Genomic DNA, 15,229 nt, shown 5'->3' with positions numbered 1-15,229 from the left:
CAGGCCACTTGTCTTTCGTGCGGCCGGGTTCAAGGCTTGCGCCCGGCCATATGGCGCAGGTAAGCCAGCAACGCATCCAACTCCTGTTCACTCAATACACTGTCGCTAAACCCGGGCATACGCGCCTGTGGCCATTGCCGCAAGCTTTGCGGGTTGCGGATGTACTGGCGCAAGAACGCCGGCTGAAAATACTCAGTAGGGTTATGGGGCAGGTTCAGGTCCGGCCCGAACTGCGCATCACCCGCGCCATTTAGCCGGTGGCAGGCGAGGCAGTTTTGCTGGAACAGAGCGAAGCCTTTGCGCACCGGGTCATCGGTTGGCAGGTTGGGGTCGGGCAGCAGCGCCGGGAAGCGCTGCTCGACCGATGCCAACCGGCGGATCGTGGCGATCTGAAACGGCCATTGCTCTGGGCGGATGCCATTGGCCTGGGGGGCGGTCCATACCAGATAAAACGGCCCGGCACTGGGTTTCCCCTTGCCCAAGGCCGGCCATGGCTTGGCAGGGTCTTCAACGGCCAACCAAGCGCGTGCCGGGCCCTCCTGCAGCAACGCTGCGGCGGGCATCTCGGCGGCGAATCCATCCAGCGCCACGGCTTGCAGATGGTCATCGGGCTTTATGCCCGTGAGCAAGGTGGCCAACGGCACGGCGCGATAGCGCATGGGCCGCTTGTAGGAAACGTCCTGATCGATACGGATGTCGCGGGCCTGCGGATGGACCAGCAGTTCGTTGCTGTCCCATTGGCGCGACATATTGCCCAACTCCAGGTGCAGTTGCGCCGCCGCTAGCGGCAGGCTAAGAAGAAGCGCAAGCAGGGCAAAACAATGGCGCATGGGCAATCTCCGACCGTCAAGGCCGGCAGGTTACCTGGGCATTGCCCGTCAAAGCCACAGCCGCCGTCAACCGAACAAGCGTGAAAGGTTCGGCAGGATCAATAGCAGTGTGGTGGCGAAAAGAATGAGTCCAGCTTGACGCAGTTTCGAGTGTCTGAACATGGCGGACCGCCTTCTTGTTGTTATTCCTGAATACCCGTTGGCTTCCTTGTCGCGCTTCGGGTCGATCACAGTGGCGTGCGGGCACGCCGGTACTGCTTGCCTCTTAGAGTCGATATACAACCTACAGTAGGGCGAACGTCATCTCTGTTTAAGAACTCTTTGTTCTATAAGTTTGGCTTTTTTATTTCAGATTGCACTGCGGCCAAGGGCCATTTCGTTGACAGCCTCTGGCTAGACACCCGCATACGCCTCTGCAGAGGGCCGACAAAATGTGACCGTTCGTCAGTGCGGCCTACTTGCTTGTACGTGCCTTTCGCGTCAGTCTCTACAGCAGATTCCCACTCATGTCGTTCAGGACTATCCCTATGTCGTTACGCATCTGCATCCTTGAAACCGATGTCCTGCGACCGGAGTTGACCGCGCAGTACCAGGGCTACGGAAGGATGTTCGAGCAGCTCTTCTCGCGGCAGCCGATCGCAGCCGAGTTTCGTGTGTACAACGTGATGAACGGCGACTACCCCGCCGATGACGAACGCTTCGATGCCTACCTGGTGACCGGTAGCAAGGCTGATTCATTCGGCACCGACCCGTGGATCCAGACCCTGAAGGCGTACCTGCTCACGTTGTACGAGCGCGGTGAGAAGTTGCTCGGGGTGTGTTTTGGCCATCAATTGCTGGCGCTGACCCTCGGCGGCAAGGCCGAGCGCGCTGAAAAGGGCTGGGGTGTAGGCGTGCACCGGTATTCGCTGGCGGCACACGCGCCATGGATGGACCCTGAGGTCTCCGAGCTGACCCTGCTGATCAGCCACCAAGACCAGGTCACCGAGCTGCCCGAAGGCGCCACGGTAATTGCGTCGAGTGATTTCTGCCCTAACGCGGCCTACCACATTCGGGACCAGGTGCTTTGCTTCCAGGGCCACCCTGAGTTCGTCCATGACTATTCCCGGGCGCTGCTCGATGCGCGCCAGGATTACCTGGGTGATGAGGTGTACCACAAGGCGATCGCTAGCCTGGCGACCGAGCACCAGGGCGACTTGGTAGGGGAGTGGATGTTGCGTTTCGTCCAGCAGCCGACCAAGGCCCGCGATAGCGCTGCCTGATGCTCGGGGCGGCGTAGCAGCCCAATCGCCGGCGTGCCGGCGATTGGGCCCTCAAAGCCAGCCCGACTTCTTGAAGCTGGCATACAGACCTGCGCAGCCCAGCCCAATCACCCCCAGTACCGCGAAATAGCCGTAATGCCACCCCAGCTCCGGCATGTTCTGGAAGTTCATCCCGTAAATCCCGGCAATGGCCGTGGGGAAGGCCAGAATCGCCGCCCACGCCGCAAACTTGCGTTGCACGATACTTTGCCGTGACGATTCCAGCAGCATGCCGATCTCGATGGTCTGGCTGGCGATGTCGCGGATCCCCACCAGGTCTTCCATCTGCCGTGTCACGTGGATCTGGACGTCGCGAAAGTACGGGCGCATGTTCTTGTCGATGAACGGAAAGCTCAGGCGCTGCAGTTCTTCGCTGATTTCCACCATCGGTGCCACGTAGCGGCGCAGTCGCAGGATGTCGCGGCGCAGGCCGTGCAGGCGACGGATGTCTTCCTCCAGCAGCGAGCCACTGAGGACGCTCTGCTCCAGCTCCTCGATCTCGCCGTGGATGGCCTCGCTGACGGGCTGGTAGTTTTCGGTGACGAAGTCCAGCAGCGCGTAGAGCACGAAGTCCTCACCGTGTTCCAGCAGCAAGGGGCGTGCTTCACAGCGTTGGCGGACCAGGGCATAGGATTTGGAGTGCCCGTTGCGGCAGGTGATGATGTAGCCGTTACCGGCAAAAATGTGTGTCTCGATGAACTCCAGCTTGCCTTCGTGGCGCACCGGCGAATAGGTGACGATGAACAGGGCGTCGCCGAAGGTTTCCAGCTTGGGCCGGCTGTGTTTCTCCAGGGCATCCTCGATGGCCAGTTCGTGCAGGTTGAACTGCGACTGCAAGTTGGCCAGTTCTTCGGCGTTGGGCTCCTCCAGGCCGATCCACACGAAGTGTCCCGGCTTGCGTGCCCATTCGGCGCCTTCGTCGATGCTGATGTTGGTGACCTTTCTGCCGGCGCTGTAAACCGCCGATGCCACGACTCGCCCCATGGTGATCCACTTCTTCGGTTGTACACGGGTTACAGCTTGGGCTGTAAGGCGCGCAAGGGCAACCTACTGGTTGGCCAGCTCGCCTTCCATGTGGTCGATGCACTGCTGCATCTGCCCGCGGCACTGTTCGATCAGCGCCGGCAGGTCCTGCTGGCTCAAGCCCGCGGTGGCAATGGGGGGCAGCGAGCGCACAATCACCGTACGCCGCCGCCAACTGTTCAGGCTCAGGCGTCGCGCATAACGGCTGACACACACCGGCACGATCGGCACACCCGCTTCGATGGCCATGTGGAATGCCCCTTTCTTGAAAGCCAGCAACTGCTCGTCGGGGTTACGCGTGCCTTCCGGGAAGATCCAGATCGAGGTGTCGTCACGCAGGATGCGGGTGGTCACCTGCATGGCCTTGCGCGCCTGGTAGGCGTTCTTGCGGTCCACTAGCACGTTGCCGCCCAGCCAGAACAGCTGCCCGAACAGCGGAATCCAGCCCAGGCTTTTCTTGCCGATGGCGACGGTTCGCTGCGGCACCACATGGCCGAGGATGAACAGGTCGAAGTTGGATTGGTGATTGGCAACGATCACGCAGCCGGGTGGCTGGTCCCACAGCGGGCCAACTTCGGCCTTGACCTTGATGCGCATCAGCCAAGTGGCGGGCAAGCTGTAAAGGCGGGCGAACACGCGGCTGTTGTCACGGTTGAAGGGGCGCAGCAGGCCAATCAGCAGGCCGATGACTCCTACCAGCAGAAAATGCAGCGCCAGCAGGAGCATGCGAAGGGAGTAGAGCATGGTACGACTCACACCAGACAGTCGCGGTGCAGTGTACGGCTGTGCACTGTGTTGGGCAAACCCTCGGTCAGGCGTCTGGGCTGATGGCCCTGTCGCCGGCTCTACGTCCATGGCCCACTGCCGATTCTGATCCCTCTCAAGCGGGAGCGTCAGCCCATATGATTCTGGTCCAGCAGGATCGCCTCGTCCAGCGCATCCAGCAACGCCTTGCGCACCTTCAGCTTGGTGTTCTTGTGCGCCAGCATGTTCAGCTTTTTCAGCTCGCGCGCCGCGCTCAGAGCAGCGTCCTGCAGTTGCTCGGCCGATACCACCTTGTCGAGAAAGCCAGCCTCAACGGCGCCGTGCGGGTCGAAAACCTCGGCATTGTTGACCGAGCGCTGGAAGGCCGCCCGGCTCAGGCGGTCGCGGGCCAGTTCGATACCGGCGTGGTGCATGGTCATGCCGATCTGCACTTCGTTCAGGCAGATCTTGTACGGCCCTTCGACGCCGATGCGGTAGTCGGCCGACAGCAGCAGGAAGGCCCCTTTTGCCACCGCGTTGCCGGGGCAGGCGACAATCACCGGGAAGGGGTGCGACAACAGCCGCCGCGCCAGGGTAGAACCGGCGGTGACCAGGCCGACTGCTTCCTTCGGGCCGGCGGTCATCACCTTGAGGTCATAGCCGCCAGACAGAATGCCCGGTTGGCCGGTGATGATAAGCACCGCGCGGTCCTGGACGGCGCGGTCGAGCGCAGCGTTGAACTGGGTGATGACATCCGGAGAAATGGCATTGACCTTGCCGTTGTTCAGGGTCAGGGTGGCGATGCCGTCTTCGGCATGGTAGGTAATCAGCTCGCTCATGACAGAGTCCTTTAGGGGGCGTGGCGATGACGTTACCCAGCGCGGCGGGCCAGGTAAAGCAGCAAGGCTGACCGATCAGTCAGCGTTGGCGCGCCATGCCGTGTGCTGCCGGGGCGCGGCGTGGGCGGGTGGTAAAAGCGCTGGCGAGATTGGCAGCAATGCCGTGGCAGGCTGGGGTTTTCAGTGGGTTGGCTTAAATGCATGAAAAAATTGAAAAAAATGCTTGCCAAAGAAAAGCTCTTCTACTAAATTAGCGCGCCTCGACAGGCTGAACAGCTTGAAGAGAAAACGGTGAAGTGTCCGAGTGGTCGAAGGAGCACGCCTGGAAAGTGTGTATACGAGAAATCGTATCAAGGGTTCAAATCCCTTCTTCACCGCCACATTCTACGAAGAGCCCCCGAACTGAAAAGTCCGGGGGCTTTTTGTTTTCAGGGTATTGGGGCCGCAAAGCGGCCCCTCGACCCGTCAGAAACTCACGGAAGCCGACAACCGTGCGGTCCTCGGCGTCCCCTGGAACAGGTAGTGGTCACCCAGGTAATCCCCTATATCCCGCCAATAGCGTATGTCGAAGACGTTATCCACGGTCAGCCGCAGCACGGTGTCATCGAGTCATTGCTCAGTCGCTGACAGGCGGGCGTCGATGCTGGCGCCAACTGTCATCGATCTTCGACCAGGTCTTGCCATCCGTGCTGGCCATCAGTTTGCGACCGTCCTTGAAGGTGGCCAGGAAGGTGGCTTCCTCCTCTTTGCCACCCAGCCACAGGCCGGCCAGCAACCCTACCGGGCCTGCTACCAGCGCACCGGCCATGCCCCAGCCCAGGGCAGTGCCCAGGCTGCGGCTGGACTCCAGGCTGGCAAGCCGCAAGTCAGTGATGCGGGTCAGGGAAATCCGCTCGCCAGGCGAGGGGCTGCGCGGGGTCTTGAGTGTGAGCGATCCATTGCGGTACTCGCCTTCACCTTGCAAGAAATCACCGGATTGCACCGTGAGCCTTGTCATGGGGTCGTCCTGTAGTGAAAGAGCTTTGACCAACGCTTACTGATGCGCTGGTGCAAAGGGCAAGTCAACGACAAGGCGACGGAGGGTTGTGGCGCTATGCCGCGCAGGCCGGCAAGCCACGTTTGCGCTTGCGTTCGGCCAGCGCCCATAGCGCCAGGGCCAAGGCCCCGATCAGCAACCCGGCGACCACGATACCCATCCAGCCCTGGCGCTCGAACAGCTGCGTGCCCAGCAATGAGCCCAATGCGCCACCGATGAAATAGCAGGTGATGTAGCCGGCGTTCAGCCGCGTGCGTGCTTCAGGCCGAAGGGCAATCACTGCATTCTGATTGCTCACATGCACCAGTTGCACGGCCAGGTCCAGCACCAGTACGCCAACGAGCAAGGCTGCCAGCGAGTGCTCGGCAAAGCCCAGCGGTACCCATGACAGCAACAGTGCCACCAGCCCCACGGTGGTGCCCAGCGAGCCTTTGCCGCGGTCTGCCAGGCGCCCGGCCCAGTTGGCCGACAAGGCACCTGCTGCCCCTGCCAGACCGAACAGGCCGATCACTGCATCGGAATAGTGGTAGGGCTCTTTGGCCAGGAGGAACGCCAGGGGTGTCCAGAACAGGGCGAACAAGCTGAACGCCAGCAAGCCGAGCAGCGAGCGCAGGCGCAGCACGGGCTCGTCCTTGAACAGGCGGAACACCGAGCCGATCAGCGCCGGGTACTTCAGCCCGGCATGGCTGTGGTGTTGCGGCAAGCTGCGGTACAGAGCGAGCGCGGTGATGGCCATCAGCATGGCGGCCAGAACATAGATGCTGCGCCAGCCTCCCAGCTCGGCCATGAAGCCAGCGGCGGTGCGCGCCAGCAGGATGCCCAGCAGCAAGCCGCTCATCAACGTGCCAATGGCGCGGCCCCGTTGCTCAGGCGCGCTCAAGGTTGCGGCCATGGGCACCAGTATCTGGGCCACCACCGAGAACAGGCCGGTCAGCGTGGTGCCGAGGATCAGCCAAGGCAGGCTTGGGGCGCAGGCGCTGATCACCAGGCCCAAGGTGGAAATGGCTGTCATCACCACGATCAGCCGTCGCTGCTCGAAAAGATCGCCCAGCGGTGCTAGCAGTAGTAGGCCTGCACCGTAGCTGAGCTGGGCGGCAATGACGATGCTGCCGGCGCTGGCGGTGCTCAAACCGAACTGTTCGGCGATGCTGTGCAGCAGGGGCTGTGCGTAATAATTGCTGGCCACGGCCAGGCCGGTGGCGGTGGCCATCAGCAGAATCAAGGCGCGGCTCAAGGTCGGGGTGTTCATGGAAATCTCGTTGCGGGCGGCAGTAATGGGTCGCCAGTATCAATAAGTGTCAGGCGTGGCGCCATTGGCTCGTTGTCACGTTGTTCATCTTGAACGCAGATGAGGCGCGGTTGGGGGAGCCCTGCGCGGGTTGACCCGCGCAGGGCCGGTAACGGTAACCCTTCGATCAGGCGGCGAAACCCCCGTCGGCGGTCAGGCTGGCCCCGGTGATGTACCCCGCCTCTGGCCCGGCCAGGTACGCCACGAAGCTGGCAATTTCATCCGCCTGGCCGTAACGGCCGATCGCCATGAGCGGGATCAGGCTCTCGGCAAATTCGCCGCTTGCCGGGTTCATGTCAGTGTCCACTGGCCCTGGCTGGACATTGTTCACGGTAATCCCCTGTGGCCCCAGATCACGCGCCATGCCGCGGGTCAGGCCAACCAAGGCCGACTTGCTCATGGCATACGGCGCGCCGCCGGCAAACGGCATGCGCTCGGCATTGGTGCTGCCGATATTGATGATGCGCCCCCCCTGACCCATGTAGCGGGCGGCGGCCTGGCTTGCGACGAACACGCTGCGCACGTTGACGGCCAGGGTGCGGTCGAAGTCTGCGAGGTCGAAGTCTGCCAGCGGCGCTACCACCAGGACGCCAGCGTTGTTGACCAGGATATCGAGGCGGCCGAACGCTTTCACGGTGTCGTCCACCGCCAGTTGTACAGCGGCAGCATCGGCGCTGTCGGCGCGCAGGGCCAGTGCCTGGCCACCGGCTGCCTTGACTTGCTCGACCAGGTCGTTGGCCGGGCCTTGCGAACTGACGTAGGTGAACGCAACCTGTGCGCCTTCCTGGGCCAGGCGGCGGACGATGGCGGCGCCAATGCCGCGCGAGCCGCCCTGGACCAGGGCGGCTTTACCTTCGAGCGTAAGGTGCTTGGACATGTCGATCTCCTGTTCAAACTAAGGCTGAATGCCTTGGATGGGGTGCAGTATCGGCTGATGATTAATCGCTGATAAGATGGTAATCGCTATCGGCAGAGTAAACTTTGGGTTGCCAATCATGGCCATGGAATCGTTCAACGCCCTCGAGTGTTTCATCCGCAGCGCTGAGGTTGGCAGCTTTGCCGAAGCGGCCCGCCGCTTGAGCCTCACACCTGCCGCCGTGGGCAAGCATGTGGCTCAGTTGGAAGGACGCCTGGGTGTACGGCTGTTCCAGCGTAGTACGCGCAAGCTGACACTGACCGAGGCCGGCCAGCGTTTTCTGGGTGAAGTGGGTGACAGCTTCCGTACCATCCAGTACGCCGTGGCCAACCTGGCCAGCGCCGAGGGCCAGCCAGCGGGGCTGTTGCGGGTGAGCATGGGCACCGTATTTGGCCGGCTCTACGTGTTACCGCTGCTGGGTGAGTTTTTACGGCGTTACCCGGCGATCATCCCGGACTGGCATTTCGATAACCGTCAGGTCGACTTGATTGGCCAAGGCTTCGATGCCGCCATTGGCGGCGGTTTCGAGTTGCCGCCCGGGGTGGTGGCGCGCAAGCTGGCCCCGGCGCACCGGGTATTGGTGGCGGCACCGGCCTACCTGGCGCGGTACGAGGCGATTGAGCAGCCCCAGGAGCTTGAGCTTCATGCCGGTATTCTGATTCGCTCGCCGCAAACTGGCCGCGTGCGCTCGTGGCCATTGACCAGTCGCTGGCAGCAGCAGCAGCCACTGCAATTGCGCCAGGCGATGACCATGAGTGATTCAGATGCGGCGTGCGCAGTGGCTCAGCAAGGGTTGGGTATTGCCCTGGTCAGCCTGCCGTTCGCCGTGCCTTACCTGGAAGGCGGGCAATTGCAGCGGGTGTTGCCGGACTGGTATGTGGAGGACGGGCACATCAGCCTGTATTACGCTGAGCACAAGCTGTTGCCGGGCAAGACGCGGGCGTTCATTGAGTTCGTGCAGGAGCAGTTTGCCGAACGGGGGTGGGCAGGGCGGTTCGATGCGCTGGCAGGGGCATAGGCGAGCAGTGCCAATGCTGGCCGCTTCCAACCCCTTCACTTGAGCCAGTGAACAGCGTAAGGCCTCGTGAGGCCGGTTTTGCCTGTAGCCGGCCAGCTCAGACAACCTCGATGACGAAGAGCGCCTGTGTTCCCAGGCTCACTTCATCATCGACCTTCTTGCCCATCAGTTGCTGCCCCAACGGCGAACGCGGCGTGATGACCGTCACCCATCCGTCCCCGCCATCCACTTTCAAGCCCGCCGCCTCCGGGCCCAGGAACAGGTGACGCCGGGCACCTGTCTCATCTTCCAAGGTCACCAGGTTACTGATCTGTATCCCACGCACTGGGTCATAATCGCGCAATAGCAACTGCTGATAGATCACCAGCGCCTGGCGGATCTCGGCCGTGCGCCGCGCCTGACCGGTGGCCAGGTACGAGGCTTCCAGGCCCAGGGTGTCGTACTTGTTCTCGGCGATGTTCTCTTCGGCGAGGGCGGCTTCGTAGGCGGTCTGGGCGGCGCGGCGCAGTACGTCCATGTCCGTTTCCAGCGCCGCGACAATGCGTGCGAGCAGGGTAGCCTTGTCCATCATCAGTAACAGAACTCCAGCACGTTGGCCTGGCTCTTGTCGGTCGGCGCGGTGCGGTTTTGCGAGAGCCAGAACTGGCACTTGGGGCTGTTGAGCTTGCGTGGGTTACCTTGGGCAGCATCGGCGGCCTGTTGCAGTTCCTGCTTGTGCAGGATGTCCTTGTAACGCTCGAACATCTCGCTTTGTGCATCCACAGGATGCGCAGGCGGGGCTGGCGGCTGGGCGATGGCCGGCGCAACGGCCTGGGCCAGCGGTTGCACCTGGTCGGGCCAAAGCTGCAAGGCCAGCCACAGGCTCAAGGCGATGGCCACGGCACCTAGCCACAGGCCGAGCGCCACACACAGGATCAGTTGCAAGGGTTTGAGGGTGATCGTCAGTTCACGGTGGCGGCGCACGGCGGCCTCCTGGCAAGGTGGGTCCAGGCGCCATTGTCGCATGGCGTCGGGCGGTTTTTCAGCGCCGGTGCTTTTGTCTGCGACAATTTAGCCGCAGAATTCGCGGTTTTTGCGCCGGGCGGGGAAGGGCACATGAACGTCACCTGGGACATCTTCTGCACGGTCGTCGACAATTACGGCGACATTGGCGTGACTTGGCGCCTGGCCCGGCAACTGGTGGCCGAACACGGCGTGGCGGTGCGCCTGTGGGTCGACGACTTGAACGCCTTCGTGCCCCTGTGCCCGGGCGCCGACGCCAGCGCCGCGCAGCAATGGCAGCAGGGGGTGGAGGTGCGCGCCTGGCTGAGCGAATGGCAGCCTGTGGCACCGGCCGATGTGGTTATCGGTGCTTTTGCCTGCCAGTTGCCGGCGCAATACGTCGACGCCATGCGCGCCCGTGAAACGCCGGTACTGTGGCTGAACCTCGACTACCTCAGCGCAGAGGACTGGGTGGAAGGCTGCCACGGTTTGCCGTCGCCCCAGCCCAATGGGCTGCGCAAAGTATTTTTCTTCCCGGGGTTTACCGACAAGACCGGTGGGCTGCTGCGTGAGGCAACCTTGCTGCCGCGTCGCCAGGCCTTCCAGCATTCTGCCCAGGCGCGTGCTGCGTTCCTGCAGGGGCTGGGTGTGCACGTGCAGGCCGATGCCCTGCTGATCTCGCTGTTCGCCTACGAAAACCCGCAACTCGGTGCCTGGCTCGATGCATTGGCGGCCGACACCTGCGCAACGCACCTGCTGGTCCCGCAGGGCCGTATCCTGGCTGACCTTGGCCCTTGGCTGGGCGTAGCGCAGCCTCAGGTCGGCGAACTGTTCCAGCGAGGCGCACTGACCGTGCAGGTCCTGCCGTTCGTCAGCCAGGACGATTATGACCGCCTGTTGTGGTGCTGCGACTTCAATGCCGTGCGCGGCGAGGACTCGTTCGTGCGGGCGCAGTGGGCCGGTCGCCCGATGCTGTGGCACATCTATGTGCAGGAAGAAAACGCCCACTGGGAAAAGCTCGAAGCGTTTCTGAAGCTTTATCGACAGGGTTTGTCGGACGCCGCCGGCGAGGCAATGGTGGCATTGTGGCGCGCCTGGAACATGGATCGCGACATGCACCAGGCCTGGCAAGGCGCCCGCAAACATTGGCCGCAGCTGCAACAGCATGCCCGGGATTGGGCCGCCCGCCAGGCCGCTCGGCCGGACCTTGCCAAGGCGCTGGTACAGTTTTACCGAAATTGGCTATGATATGCGGCCTCGATTTTTATAAATCCATCCAGATTCGGATACTTCGTAATGAAAACTGGTAAAGAACTGAAACCCGGTACCGTACTGCGGATCGACAACGACCCGTGGCTGGTTCAAAAAGCCGAGTTCACCAAGTCGGGTCGCAACAGCGCGATCATGAAGACCAAGCTGAAAAACCTGCTGACCGGCTACAAGACCGAAACCGTCTACGGTGCGGACGACAAGCTGGATGACGTGATCCTGGATCGCAAAGAAGCGACCCTGTCGTTCATCAGCGGTGACTCGTACACCTTCATGGACACCACCGACTACACCATGTACGAACTGAACGCCGAAGACATCGACGCCGTTCTGCCGTACATCGAAGAAGGCATGGAAGACATCTGTGAAGCCGTCTTCTTCGAAGGCCGCCTGGTGTCGGTTGAACTGCCGACCACCATCAGCCGTCAGGTTGTCTACACCGAGAACGCTGCTCGCGGCGACACCTCGGGCAAGGTCATGAAGCCTGCCAAACTGAAGAACGGTACTGAGATCCAGGTTGCCGACTTCATCCAGATCGACGAGTGGATCGACATCGACACTCGCGACAACAGCTTCAAGGGCCGTTCCAAGAAGTAATGCTTCTTGCGATGCGCAAAAACCCGGCCTTGGCCGGGTTTTTTTGTTTCCCAGGCGTGCGCCTCTGGGGTCAGACCGTCACATGCAAGCGCACATCCACGTTGCCGCGTGTGGCGTTGGAGTACGGGCAAACCTTGTGTGCTTTTTCCACCAGCCCTTCGGCATCGGCTTGGGCCAGGCCGGGCAGGTTGATGTGCAGGTCGATGTCCAGGCCGAACCCACCTGGGATCTGGCCAATGCCGACCTTGGCGGTGATCGAGGCGTCAGCCGGCAGCTGTTTTTTCTCCTGGCCGGCCACAAACTTCAATGCGCCGATAAAACAGGCCGAATAACCCGCGGCGAACATCTGCTCAGGGTTGGTGCCATCACCGCCAGCGCCGCCCAGTTCCTTGGGGGTGCTCAGCTTGACCTCCAGCTTGCCGTCGCTGGAGCGAGATTTACCGTCGCGACCGCCAGTGGAGGTGGCTTCTGCGATGTACAGCGGAGTGACCTTTTGCATCTTGAGCCTCGCTAGTGTGCAGGGCGCTCTGGTGTGACCAGAGGCGCCGGGTGGGTACGGGATTTAAATTAGCGCGCAATTAGTTTGCGCGCAAGATAAATCGCAACCGCTCATCCGAACGGGCATCACACAGCATAGCCCTCAGAGGTTCTTTTGCAGACTCTCGCGCAACTCGAGCAGGTCGGCCTGCAGCTGTTGCAGGCGCTCCAGGCTGCGACCGGTGGCCTTGAGGATGCACTGCGGCACCGTTTTGGCCTGCTGCTGCAAGGCGCGACCCTTGTCGGTCAGTTGCACCAATACCACCCGTTCGTCTTCGCGGCTGCGGTTGCGCTTGAGCAAGCCTTCGCTTTCCAGGCGCTTGAGCAGGGGGGTGAGCGAGCCGGGGTCGGTGAGCAGGTGCTGGCTGATTTCTCCCACGGTCAAACCGTCCTGCTCCCACAACACAAGCATGGCTAGATATTGCGGGTAGGTCAGCCCCAGGGCCTGGAGCAAGGGTTTGTAGACCTTGGTCATTAGCAGCGAGGTCGAATGCAAGGCAAAACAGACCTGGTTGTCCAGCAGCTGCGCGTCAGAGGAGGCTTGGGTCTCGGCGTTCATGCAGGTCCTTGAATGTAATCAGTTGGGGAATCTAGCACGCTGATTGTTAGTGCGCTCATTGCCAATGCAGTTCGCTGCGCAGTGCCAGGTCCCACGGTGGTATCGGGCTGAAGCGGCTCTTGAGGAATTCGAGCAGCAAGCGGCTGCGAGAGTTCGTTTCATGTTCCAGGCGGAGCGCATAAATTCCGCTGGTCTCCGCCGCCGGCAGGCCGTTGTGACAGAACAGCGGTAGCAACTCACCGCGCAGCAGGTATTCGCTGATCAGCCAGGTGGGCAGGTGGGCGATACCTAGGCCTGCAAGCGCTCCGAACAGCAAGGTTTCGGCGTTGTTAGCGGCCATGCGCATGCGTGACGGGCGATACACCCGGGGCCGCCCGGCAACATCGAAGCGCCAGGCGAAGGGCGGTGCCAGGCCGTCCCAGTCCAGGCCATCGTGTTCGGGCAGCTCGCTGGGGCAGGTGGGTACGCCGCGGCTGGCCAGGTAGGCGGGGCTGGCGCAGGCGATGCGCACCATGTAAGCCAGCGGTGTGGCGACCAAGCGGGTATCGGCCAGGGGACCGGCGCGCAGCACCAGGTCCACTTCACCTAGGTGACTGCCGTGCAGGTCGACAAAGCTGTCGATCAGCCGCAGGTGCACGTCCAGGCCGGGGTAGGCCACCAGGAAGTCGGCGATGGCCGGGGCCAGGTGACGGCGGCCAAAGGCAGCTGGGGCGTCGATTCGGATCAGCCCTTCTGGGGCATTGCTCAGTGAAACGGCTTCGGCACGGGCCAGGCGCAGCTCTTCGATGATGCGCCGGGCGCGTTCGGCGAAGGCATTGCCCGCCGGTGTGGCGCGCACGGCATGGGTGCTACGGGTGAACAGGCGGCTGCCGACGGCGTTTTCGAGGGTGTCGATGCGCCGGGCCACCGCCGAAGGGGTCAGTGGATGCCGGCGGGCGGCGGCAGAAAAGCTGCCGGTTTCCAGCACATCCAGAAAAAGGCTCAGTTGTTCGGTAAGGGTGTCTGGGTTCATGACCGGTCGCTTTTGCGGAAAACGCATAGCCATTGTGCGTTGCTGTGCGTTTCCCTGCCAGCGCCCAATCGTTAGCATGCCCCCATTGTCAAAAACAGGCGGATGAGACCCTGATGATCGAGTGGTTGTTGTATATCGTGCTGGGCGCTGCACTGGGCACCATGGGTGGGCTGTTCGGCATAGGCGGCGGGCTGATCGCGATTCCGGCGCTGGGGGTGCTGTTCGGCCTCGATCAGCAGTTGGCCCAGGGCACGGCGCTGGTGATGGTGGTGCCGAACGTGCTGCTGGCGCTGTGGCGCTATCACCAACGCAACCGCATCGAACTGCGCCATGCCGTGCCGTTGTCACTGTGCAGCTTTGTGTTCGCCTGGCTGGGGTCGATCTGGGCGGTGGGCATCGATGCCCACGCCATGCGTCTGGGCTTCGTCGGCTTTCTGGTGGCGTTGGCTGTCTGGAACGTCGCGCGGATGTTCCTCAAGGTCGCCCCACCAAGCGCTGAACTGCGCTATGCCTGGCCTTGGCTGGGCGTGCTGGGCAGCTTTGCCGGGACCATGGGTGGCCTGTTCGGCGTGGGTGGCGCGGTGGTGGCTACGCCGATCCTGACCAGTGTGTTCGGCACCACTCAGGTGGTGGCGCAGGGGTTGTCACTGGCGCTGGCTGCACCGAGCACCATGGTGACCTTGCTGACGTACGGGGTGCACCACAGTGTCGACTGGGGCGTGGGCATTCCGTTGGCAGTGGGTGGCCTGCTCAGCATCAGTTGGGGGGTGCGCCTGGCCCATGCGCTGCCCGAGAAGGTCTTGCGGGGGATGTTCTGCGTGTTTCTGGTGGTGTGCGCTTTGATGCTGGGGTTTGAGCTCTGAGCCGAGGGGCGCAGCCGGTCCGGGTTATTTGAACCCTTCGATGATGTAGTCGGCCATGCAGTCGGTGATCGGTGACTGGCTCTGCGTATTACGCAACAGCATTACATTGGCCACGGGTAACTGCGGCAACCCTTCTTGCTCGCCGAGGATGCGGATATTCCCGCCAATCAGGCTCTGCAGTTGCGCCGTCACCGCCAGCCCGGCTGTGACGATGGCAAAGATCGCCGCCAGGCTGGGGCTGGTATAGGCGATGCGATAGTCGATGCCCTGCGCCTCAAGGGCGTTGCAGGTCCAGGCGCGGCAAAAGCAGTCGGTGTTGAACAGGGCCACCGGCATCGGCCGTTGTTCCTGCGGGCAGAAGCCTTCGGCGGCGGCCCATACCAGGCGTTCCTGGCGTAGCAATTGGCCAATCTCGT

The 15,229-nt window shown here is 62.3% G+C and carries 19 protein-coding genes and 1 tRNA gene; 6 read left to right on the top strand and 14 right to left on the bottom strand.

All coding sequences use genetic code 11. The annotated features are described in order from the left end of the window. Positions 1-29 precede the first annotated feature (29 nt). Entirely contained in the window at positions 30-830 is an 801-nt protein-coding gene (locus APH34_RS06710) for a cytochrome c (RefSeq protein WP_054900404.1), read from the bottom strand. A gap of 527 nt (positions 831-1,357) precedes the next feature. On the opposite strand from APH34_RS06710, the gene APH34_RS06705 reads away from it, so the two are divergent. Beyond that, complete coding sequence (locus APH34_RS06705; protein ID WP_054900403.1) at positions 1,358-2,092, top strand: amidotransferase; 735 nt, start codon at positions 1,358-1,360, stop codon at positions 2,090-2,092. Between the two features lie 51 nt (positions 2,093-2,143). Here APH34_RS06705 and APH34_RS06700 read toward each other — a convergent pair whose 3' ends face one another. From APH34_RS06700 to APH34_RS06690, 3 genes are all read right to left on the bottom strand, one after another. Further along, positions 2,144-3,115, bottom strand: a complete 972-nt coding sequence (locus APH34_RS06700; RefSeq protein ID WP_054900402.1) for a magnesium and cobalt transport protein CorA — start codon at positions 3,113-3,115, stop codon at positions 2,144-2,146. 63 nt (positions 3,116-3,178) lie between these two features. Beyond that, a complete protein-coding gene (locus APH34_RS06695; RefSeq protein WP_054900401.1) occupies positions 3,179-3,898 on the bottom strand; it encodes a 1-acyl-sn-glycerol-3-phosphate acyltransferase in 720 nt (239 codons plus the stop codon). 149 nt (positions 3,899-4,047) lie between these two features. Next, complete coding sequence (locus APH34_RS06690; protein ID WP_054900400.1) at positions 4,048-4,737, bottom strand: crotonase/enoyl-CoA hydratase family protein; 690 nt, start codon at positions 4,735-4,737, stop codon at positions 4,048-4,050. A 290-nt stretch (positions 4,738-5,027) separates the two neighbouring features. On the opposite strand from APH34_RS06690, the gene APH34_RS06685 reads away from it, so the two are divergent. Further along, positions 5,028-5,117: transfer RNA gene (locus APH34_RS06685), tRNA-Ser, on the top strand. Positions 5,118-5,202: 85 nt separating this feature from the next. Here APH34_RS06685 and APH34_RS29205 read toward each other — a convergent pair. The 4 genes from APH34_RS29205 to APH34_RS06670 all read right to left on the bottom strand — a co-directional run bounded on the left by APH34_RS29205 (position 5,203) and on the right by APH34_RS06670 (position 7,938). Beyond that, positions 5,203-5,334 carry a hypothetical protein gene (locus APH34_RS29205; RefSeq protein ID WP_313731286.1) on the bottom strand — a complete coding sequence of 44 codons (132 nt, stop codon included), beginning with the start codon at positions 5,332-5,334 and terminating at the stop codon, positions 5,203-5,205. Positions 5,335-5,353: 19 nt separating this feature from the next. Beyond that, positions 5,354-5,734, bottom strand: coding sequence for a hypothetical protein (locus APH34_RS06680; protein WP_054900399.1), 381 nt, complete (start codon positions 5,732-5,734; stop codon positions 5,354-5,356). A 94-nt stretch (positions 5,735-5,828) separates the two neighbouring features. Beyond that, positions 5,829-7,022: an MFS transporter gene (locus APH34_RS06675; RefSeq protein WP_054900398.1), complete on the bottom strand. Its 1,194-nt coding sequence runs from the start codon at positions 7,020-7,022 to the stop codon at positions 5,829-5,831. 166 nt (positions 7,023-7,188) lie between these two features. Continuing rightward, positions 7,189-7,938, bottom strand: coding sequence for a 3-oxoacyl-ACP reductase family protein (locus APH34_RS06670; protein ID WP_054900397.1), 750 nt, complete (start codon positions 7,936-7,938; stop codon positions 7,189-7,191). 118 nt (positions 7,939-8,056) lie between these two features. Between APH34_RS06670 and APH34_RS06665 the strand changes: the two genes are divergently transcribed. After that, positions 8,057-8,995 carry a LysR family transcriptional regulator gene (locus tag APH34_RS06665; protein WP_054900396.1) on the top strand — a complete coding sequence of 313 codons (939 nt, stop codon included), beginning with the start codon at positions 8,057-8,059 and terminating at the stop codon, positions 8,993-8,995. Positions 8,996-9,092: 97 nt separating this feature from the next. Here the strand turns inward: APH34_RS06665 and APH34_RS06660 are convergent, their stop codons facing one another. Further along, positions 9,093-9,563, bottom strand: coding sequence for a GreA/GreB family elongation factor (locus APH34_RS06660; protein WP_054900598.1), 471 nt, complete (start codon positions 9,561-9,563; stop codon positions 9,093-9,095). A 2-nt stretch (positions 9,564-9,565) separates the two neighbouring features. Continuing rightward, positions 9,566-9,958 (bottom strand): hypothetical protein, encoded by a 393-nt coding sequence (locus APH34_RS06655; RefSeq protein ID WP_054900395.1) that lies wholly within the window; start codon positions 9,956-9,958, stop codon positions 9,566-9,568. Between the two features lie 132 nt (positions 9,959-10,090). Between APH34_RS06655 and earP the strand changes: the two genes are divergently transcribed. After that, positions 10,091-11,224, top strand: coding sequence for an elongation factor P maturation arginine rhamnosyltransferase EarP (gene earP / locus APH34_RS06650; RefSeq protein WP_054900394.1), 1,134 nt, complete (start codon positions 10,091-10,093; stop codon positions 11,222-11,224). A 48-nt stretch (positions 11,225-11,272) separates the two neighbouring features. Continuing rightward, entirely contained in the window at positions 11,273-11,842 is a 570-nt protein-coding gene (gene efp, locus APH34_RS06645) for an elongation factor P (RefSeq protein WP_012271109.1), read from the top strand. A gap of 70 nt (positions 11,843-11,912) precedes the next feature. Here efp and APH34_RS06640 read toward each other — a convergent pair whose 3' ends face one another. The 3 genes from APH34_RS06640 to APH34_RS06630 form a co-directional block, all read right to left on the bottom strand. After that, entirely contained in the window at positions 11,913-12,341 is a 429-nt protein-coding gene (locus tag APH34_RS06640) for an organic hydroperoxide resistance protein (protein ID WP_054900393.1), read from the bottom strand. 141 nt (positions 12,342-12,482) lie between these two features. Further along, positions 12,483-12,938 carry a MarR family winged helix-turn-helix transcriptional regulator gene (locus APH34_RS06635; protein WP_054900392.1) on the bottom strand — a complete coding sequence of 152 codons (456 nt, stop codon included), beginning with the start codon at positions 12,936-12,938 and terminating at the stop codon, positions 12,483-12,485. A 55-nt stretch (positions 12,939-12,993) separates the two neighbouring features. Beyond that, positions 12,994-13,950 carry a LysR family transcriptional regulator gene (locus tag APH34_RS06630; protein WP_054900391.1) on the bottom strand — a complete coding sequence of 319 codons (957 nt, stop codon included), beginning with the start codon at positions 13,948-13,950 and terminating at the stop codon, positions 12,994-12,996. A gap of 113 nt (positions 13,951-14,063) precedes the next feature. Here APH34_RS06630 and APH34_RS06625 point away from each other — a divergent pair, with 113 nt between their 5' ends. Continuing rightward, the gene (locus APH34_RS06625) at positions 14,064-14,813 is read left to right on the top strand and encodes a sulfite exporter TauE/SafE family protein (RefSeq protein WP_054900390.1); all 750 of its coding nucleotides are present in this window, start codon (positions 14,064-14,066) and stop codon (positions 14,811-14,813) included. Positions 14,814-14,837: 24 nt separating this feature from the next. On the opposite strand, the gene APH34_RS06620 is transcribed toward APH34_RS06625, so the two are convergent. Then, the coding region (locus tag APH34_RS06620) for a LysR substrate-binding domain-containing protein (RefSeq protein ID WP_256215535.1) at positions 14,838-15,229 on the bottom strand (392 nt) is incomplete at its 5' end.

It is taken from the genome of Pseudomonas sp. NBRC 111131 (assembly GCF_001320525.1).
Lineage (GTDB): Bacteria > Pseudomonadota > Gammaproteobacteria > Pseudomonadales > Pseudomonadaceae > Aquipseudomonas > Aquipseudomonas ceruminis.
The sequence above is the reverse complement of the archived record's forward strand: the minus strand, read 5'-3'. Positions and strand labels throughout refer to the sequence as shown.

Bases quoted from the DNA above. Each gene is read 5' to 3' on its own strand.
- APH34_RS06710 (WP_054900404.1), bottom strand. From the start codon at position 830: ATGCGCCATTGTTTTGCCCTGCTTGCGCTTCTTCTTAGCCTGCCGCTA.
- APH34_RS06705 (WP_054900403.1), top strand. From the start codon at position 1,358: ATGTCGTTACGCATCTGCATCCTTGAAACCGATGTCCTGCGACCGGAG.
- APH34_RS06700 (WP_054900402.1), bottom strand. From the start codon at position 3,115: ATGGGGCGAGTCGTGGCATCGGCGGTTTACAGCGCCGGCAGAAAGGTC.
- APH34_RS06695 (WP_054900401.1), bottom strand. From the start codon at position 3,898: ATGCTCTACTCCCTTCGCATGCTCCTGCTGGCGCTGCATTTTCTGCTG.
- APH34_RS06690 (WP_054900400.1), bottom strand. From the start codon at position 4,737: ATGAGCGAGCTGATTACCTACCATGCCGAAGACGGCATCGCCACCCTG.
- APH34_RS06680 (WP_054900399.1), bottom strand. From the start codon at position 5,734: ATGACAAGGCTCACGGTGCAATCCGGTGATTTCTTGCAAGGTGAAGGC.
- APH34_RS06675 (WP_054900398.1), bottom strand. From the start codon at position 7,022: ATGAACACCCCGACCTTGAGCCGCGCCTTGATTCTGCTGATGGCCACC.
- APH34_RS06670 (WP_054900397.1), bottom strand. From the start codon at position 7,938: ATGTCCAAGCACCTTACGCTCGAAGGTAAAGCCGCCCTGGTCCAGGGC.
- APH34_RS06665 (WP_054900396.1), top strand. From the start codon at position 8,057: ATGGCCATGGAATCGTTCAACGCCCTCGAGTGTTTCATCCGCAGCGCT.
- APH34_RS06660 (WP_054900598.1), bottom strand. From the start codon at position 9,563: ATGGACAAGGCTACCCTGCTCGCACGCATTGTCGCGGCGCTGGAAACG.
- earP (WP_054900394.1), top strand. From the start codon at position 10,091: ATGAACGTCACCTGGGACATCTTCTGCACGGTCGTCGACAATTACGGC.
- efp (WP_012271109.1), top strand. From the start codon at position 11,273: ATGAAAACTGGTAAAGAACTGAAACCCGGTACCGTACTGCGGATCGAC.
- APH34_RS06640 (WP_054900393.1), bottom strand. From the start codon at position 12,341: ATGCAAAAGGTCACTCCGCTGTACATCGCAGAAGCCACCTCCACTGGC.
- APH34_RS06635 (WP_054900392.1), bottom strand. From the start codon at position 12,938: ATGAACGCCGAGACCCAAGCCTCCTCTGACGCGCAGCTGCTGGACAAC.
- APH34_RS06630 (WP_054900391.1), bottom strand. From the start codon at position 13,950: ATGAACCCAGACACCCTTACCGAACAACTGAGCCTTTTTCTGGATGTG.
- APH34_RS06625 (WP_054900390.1), top strand. From the start codon at position 14,064: ATGATCGAGTGGTTGTTGTATATCGTGCTGGGCGCTGCACTGGGCACC.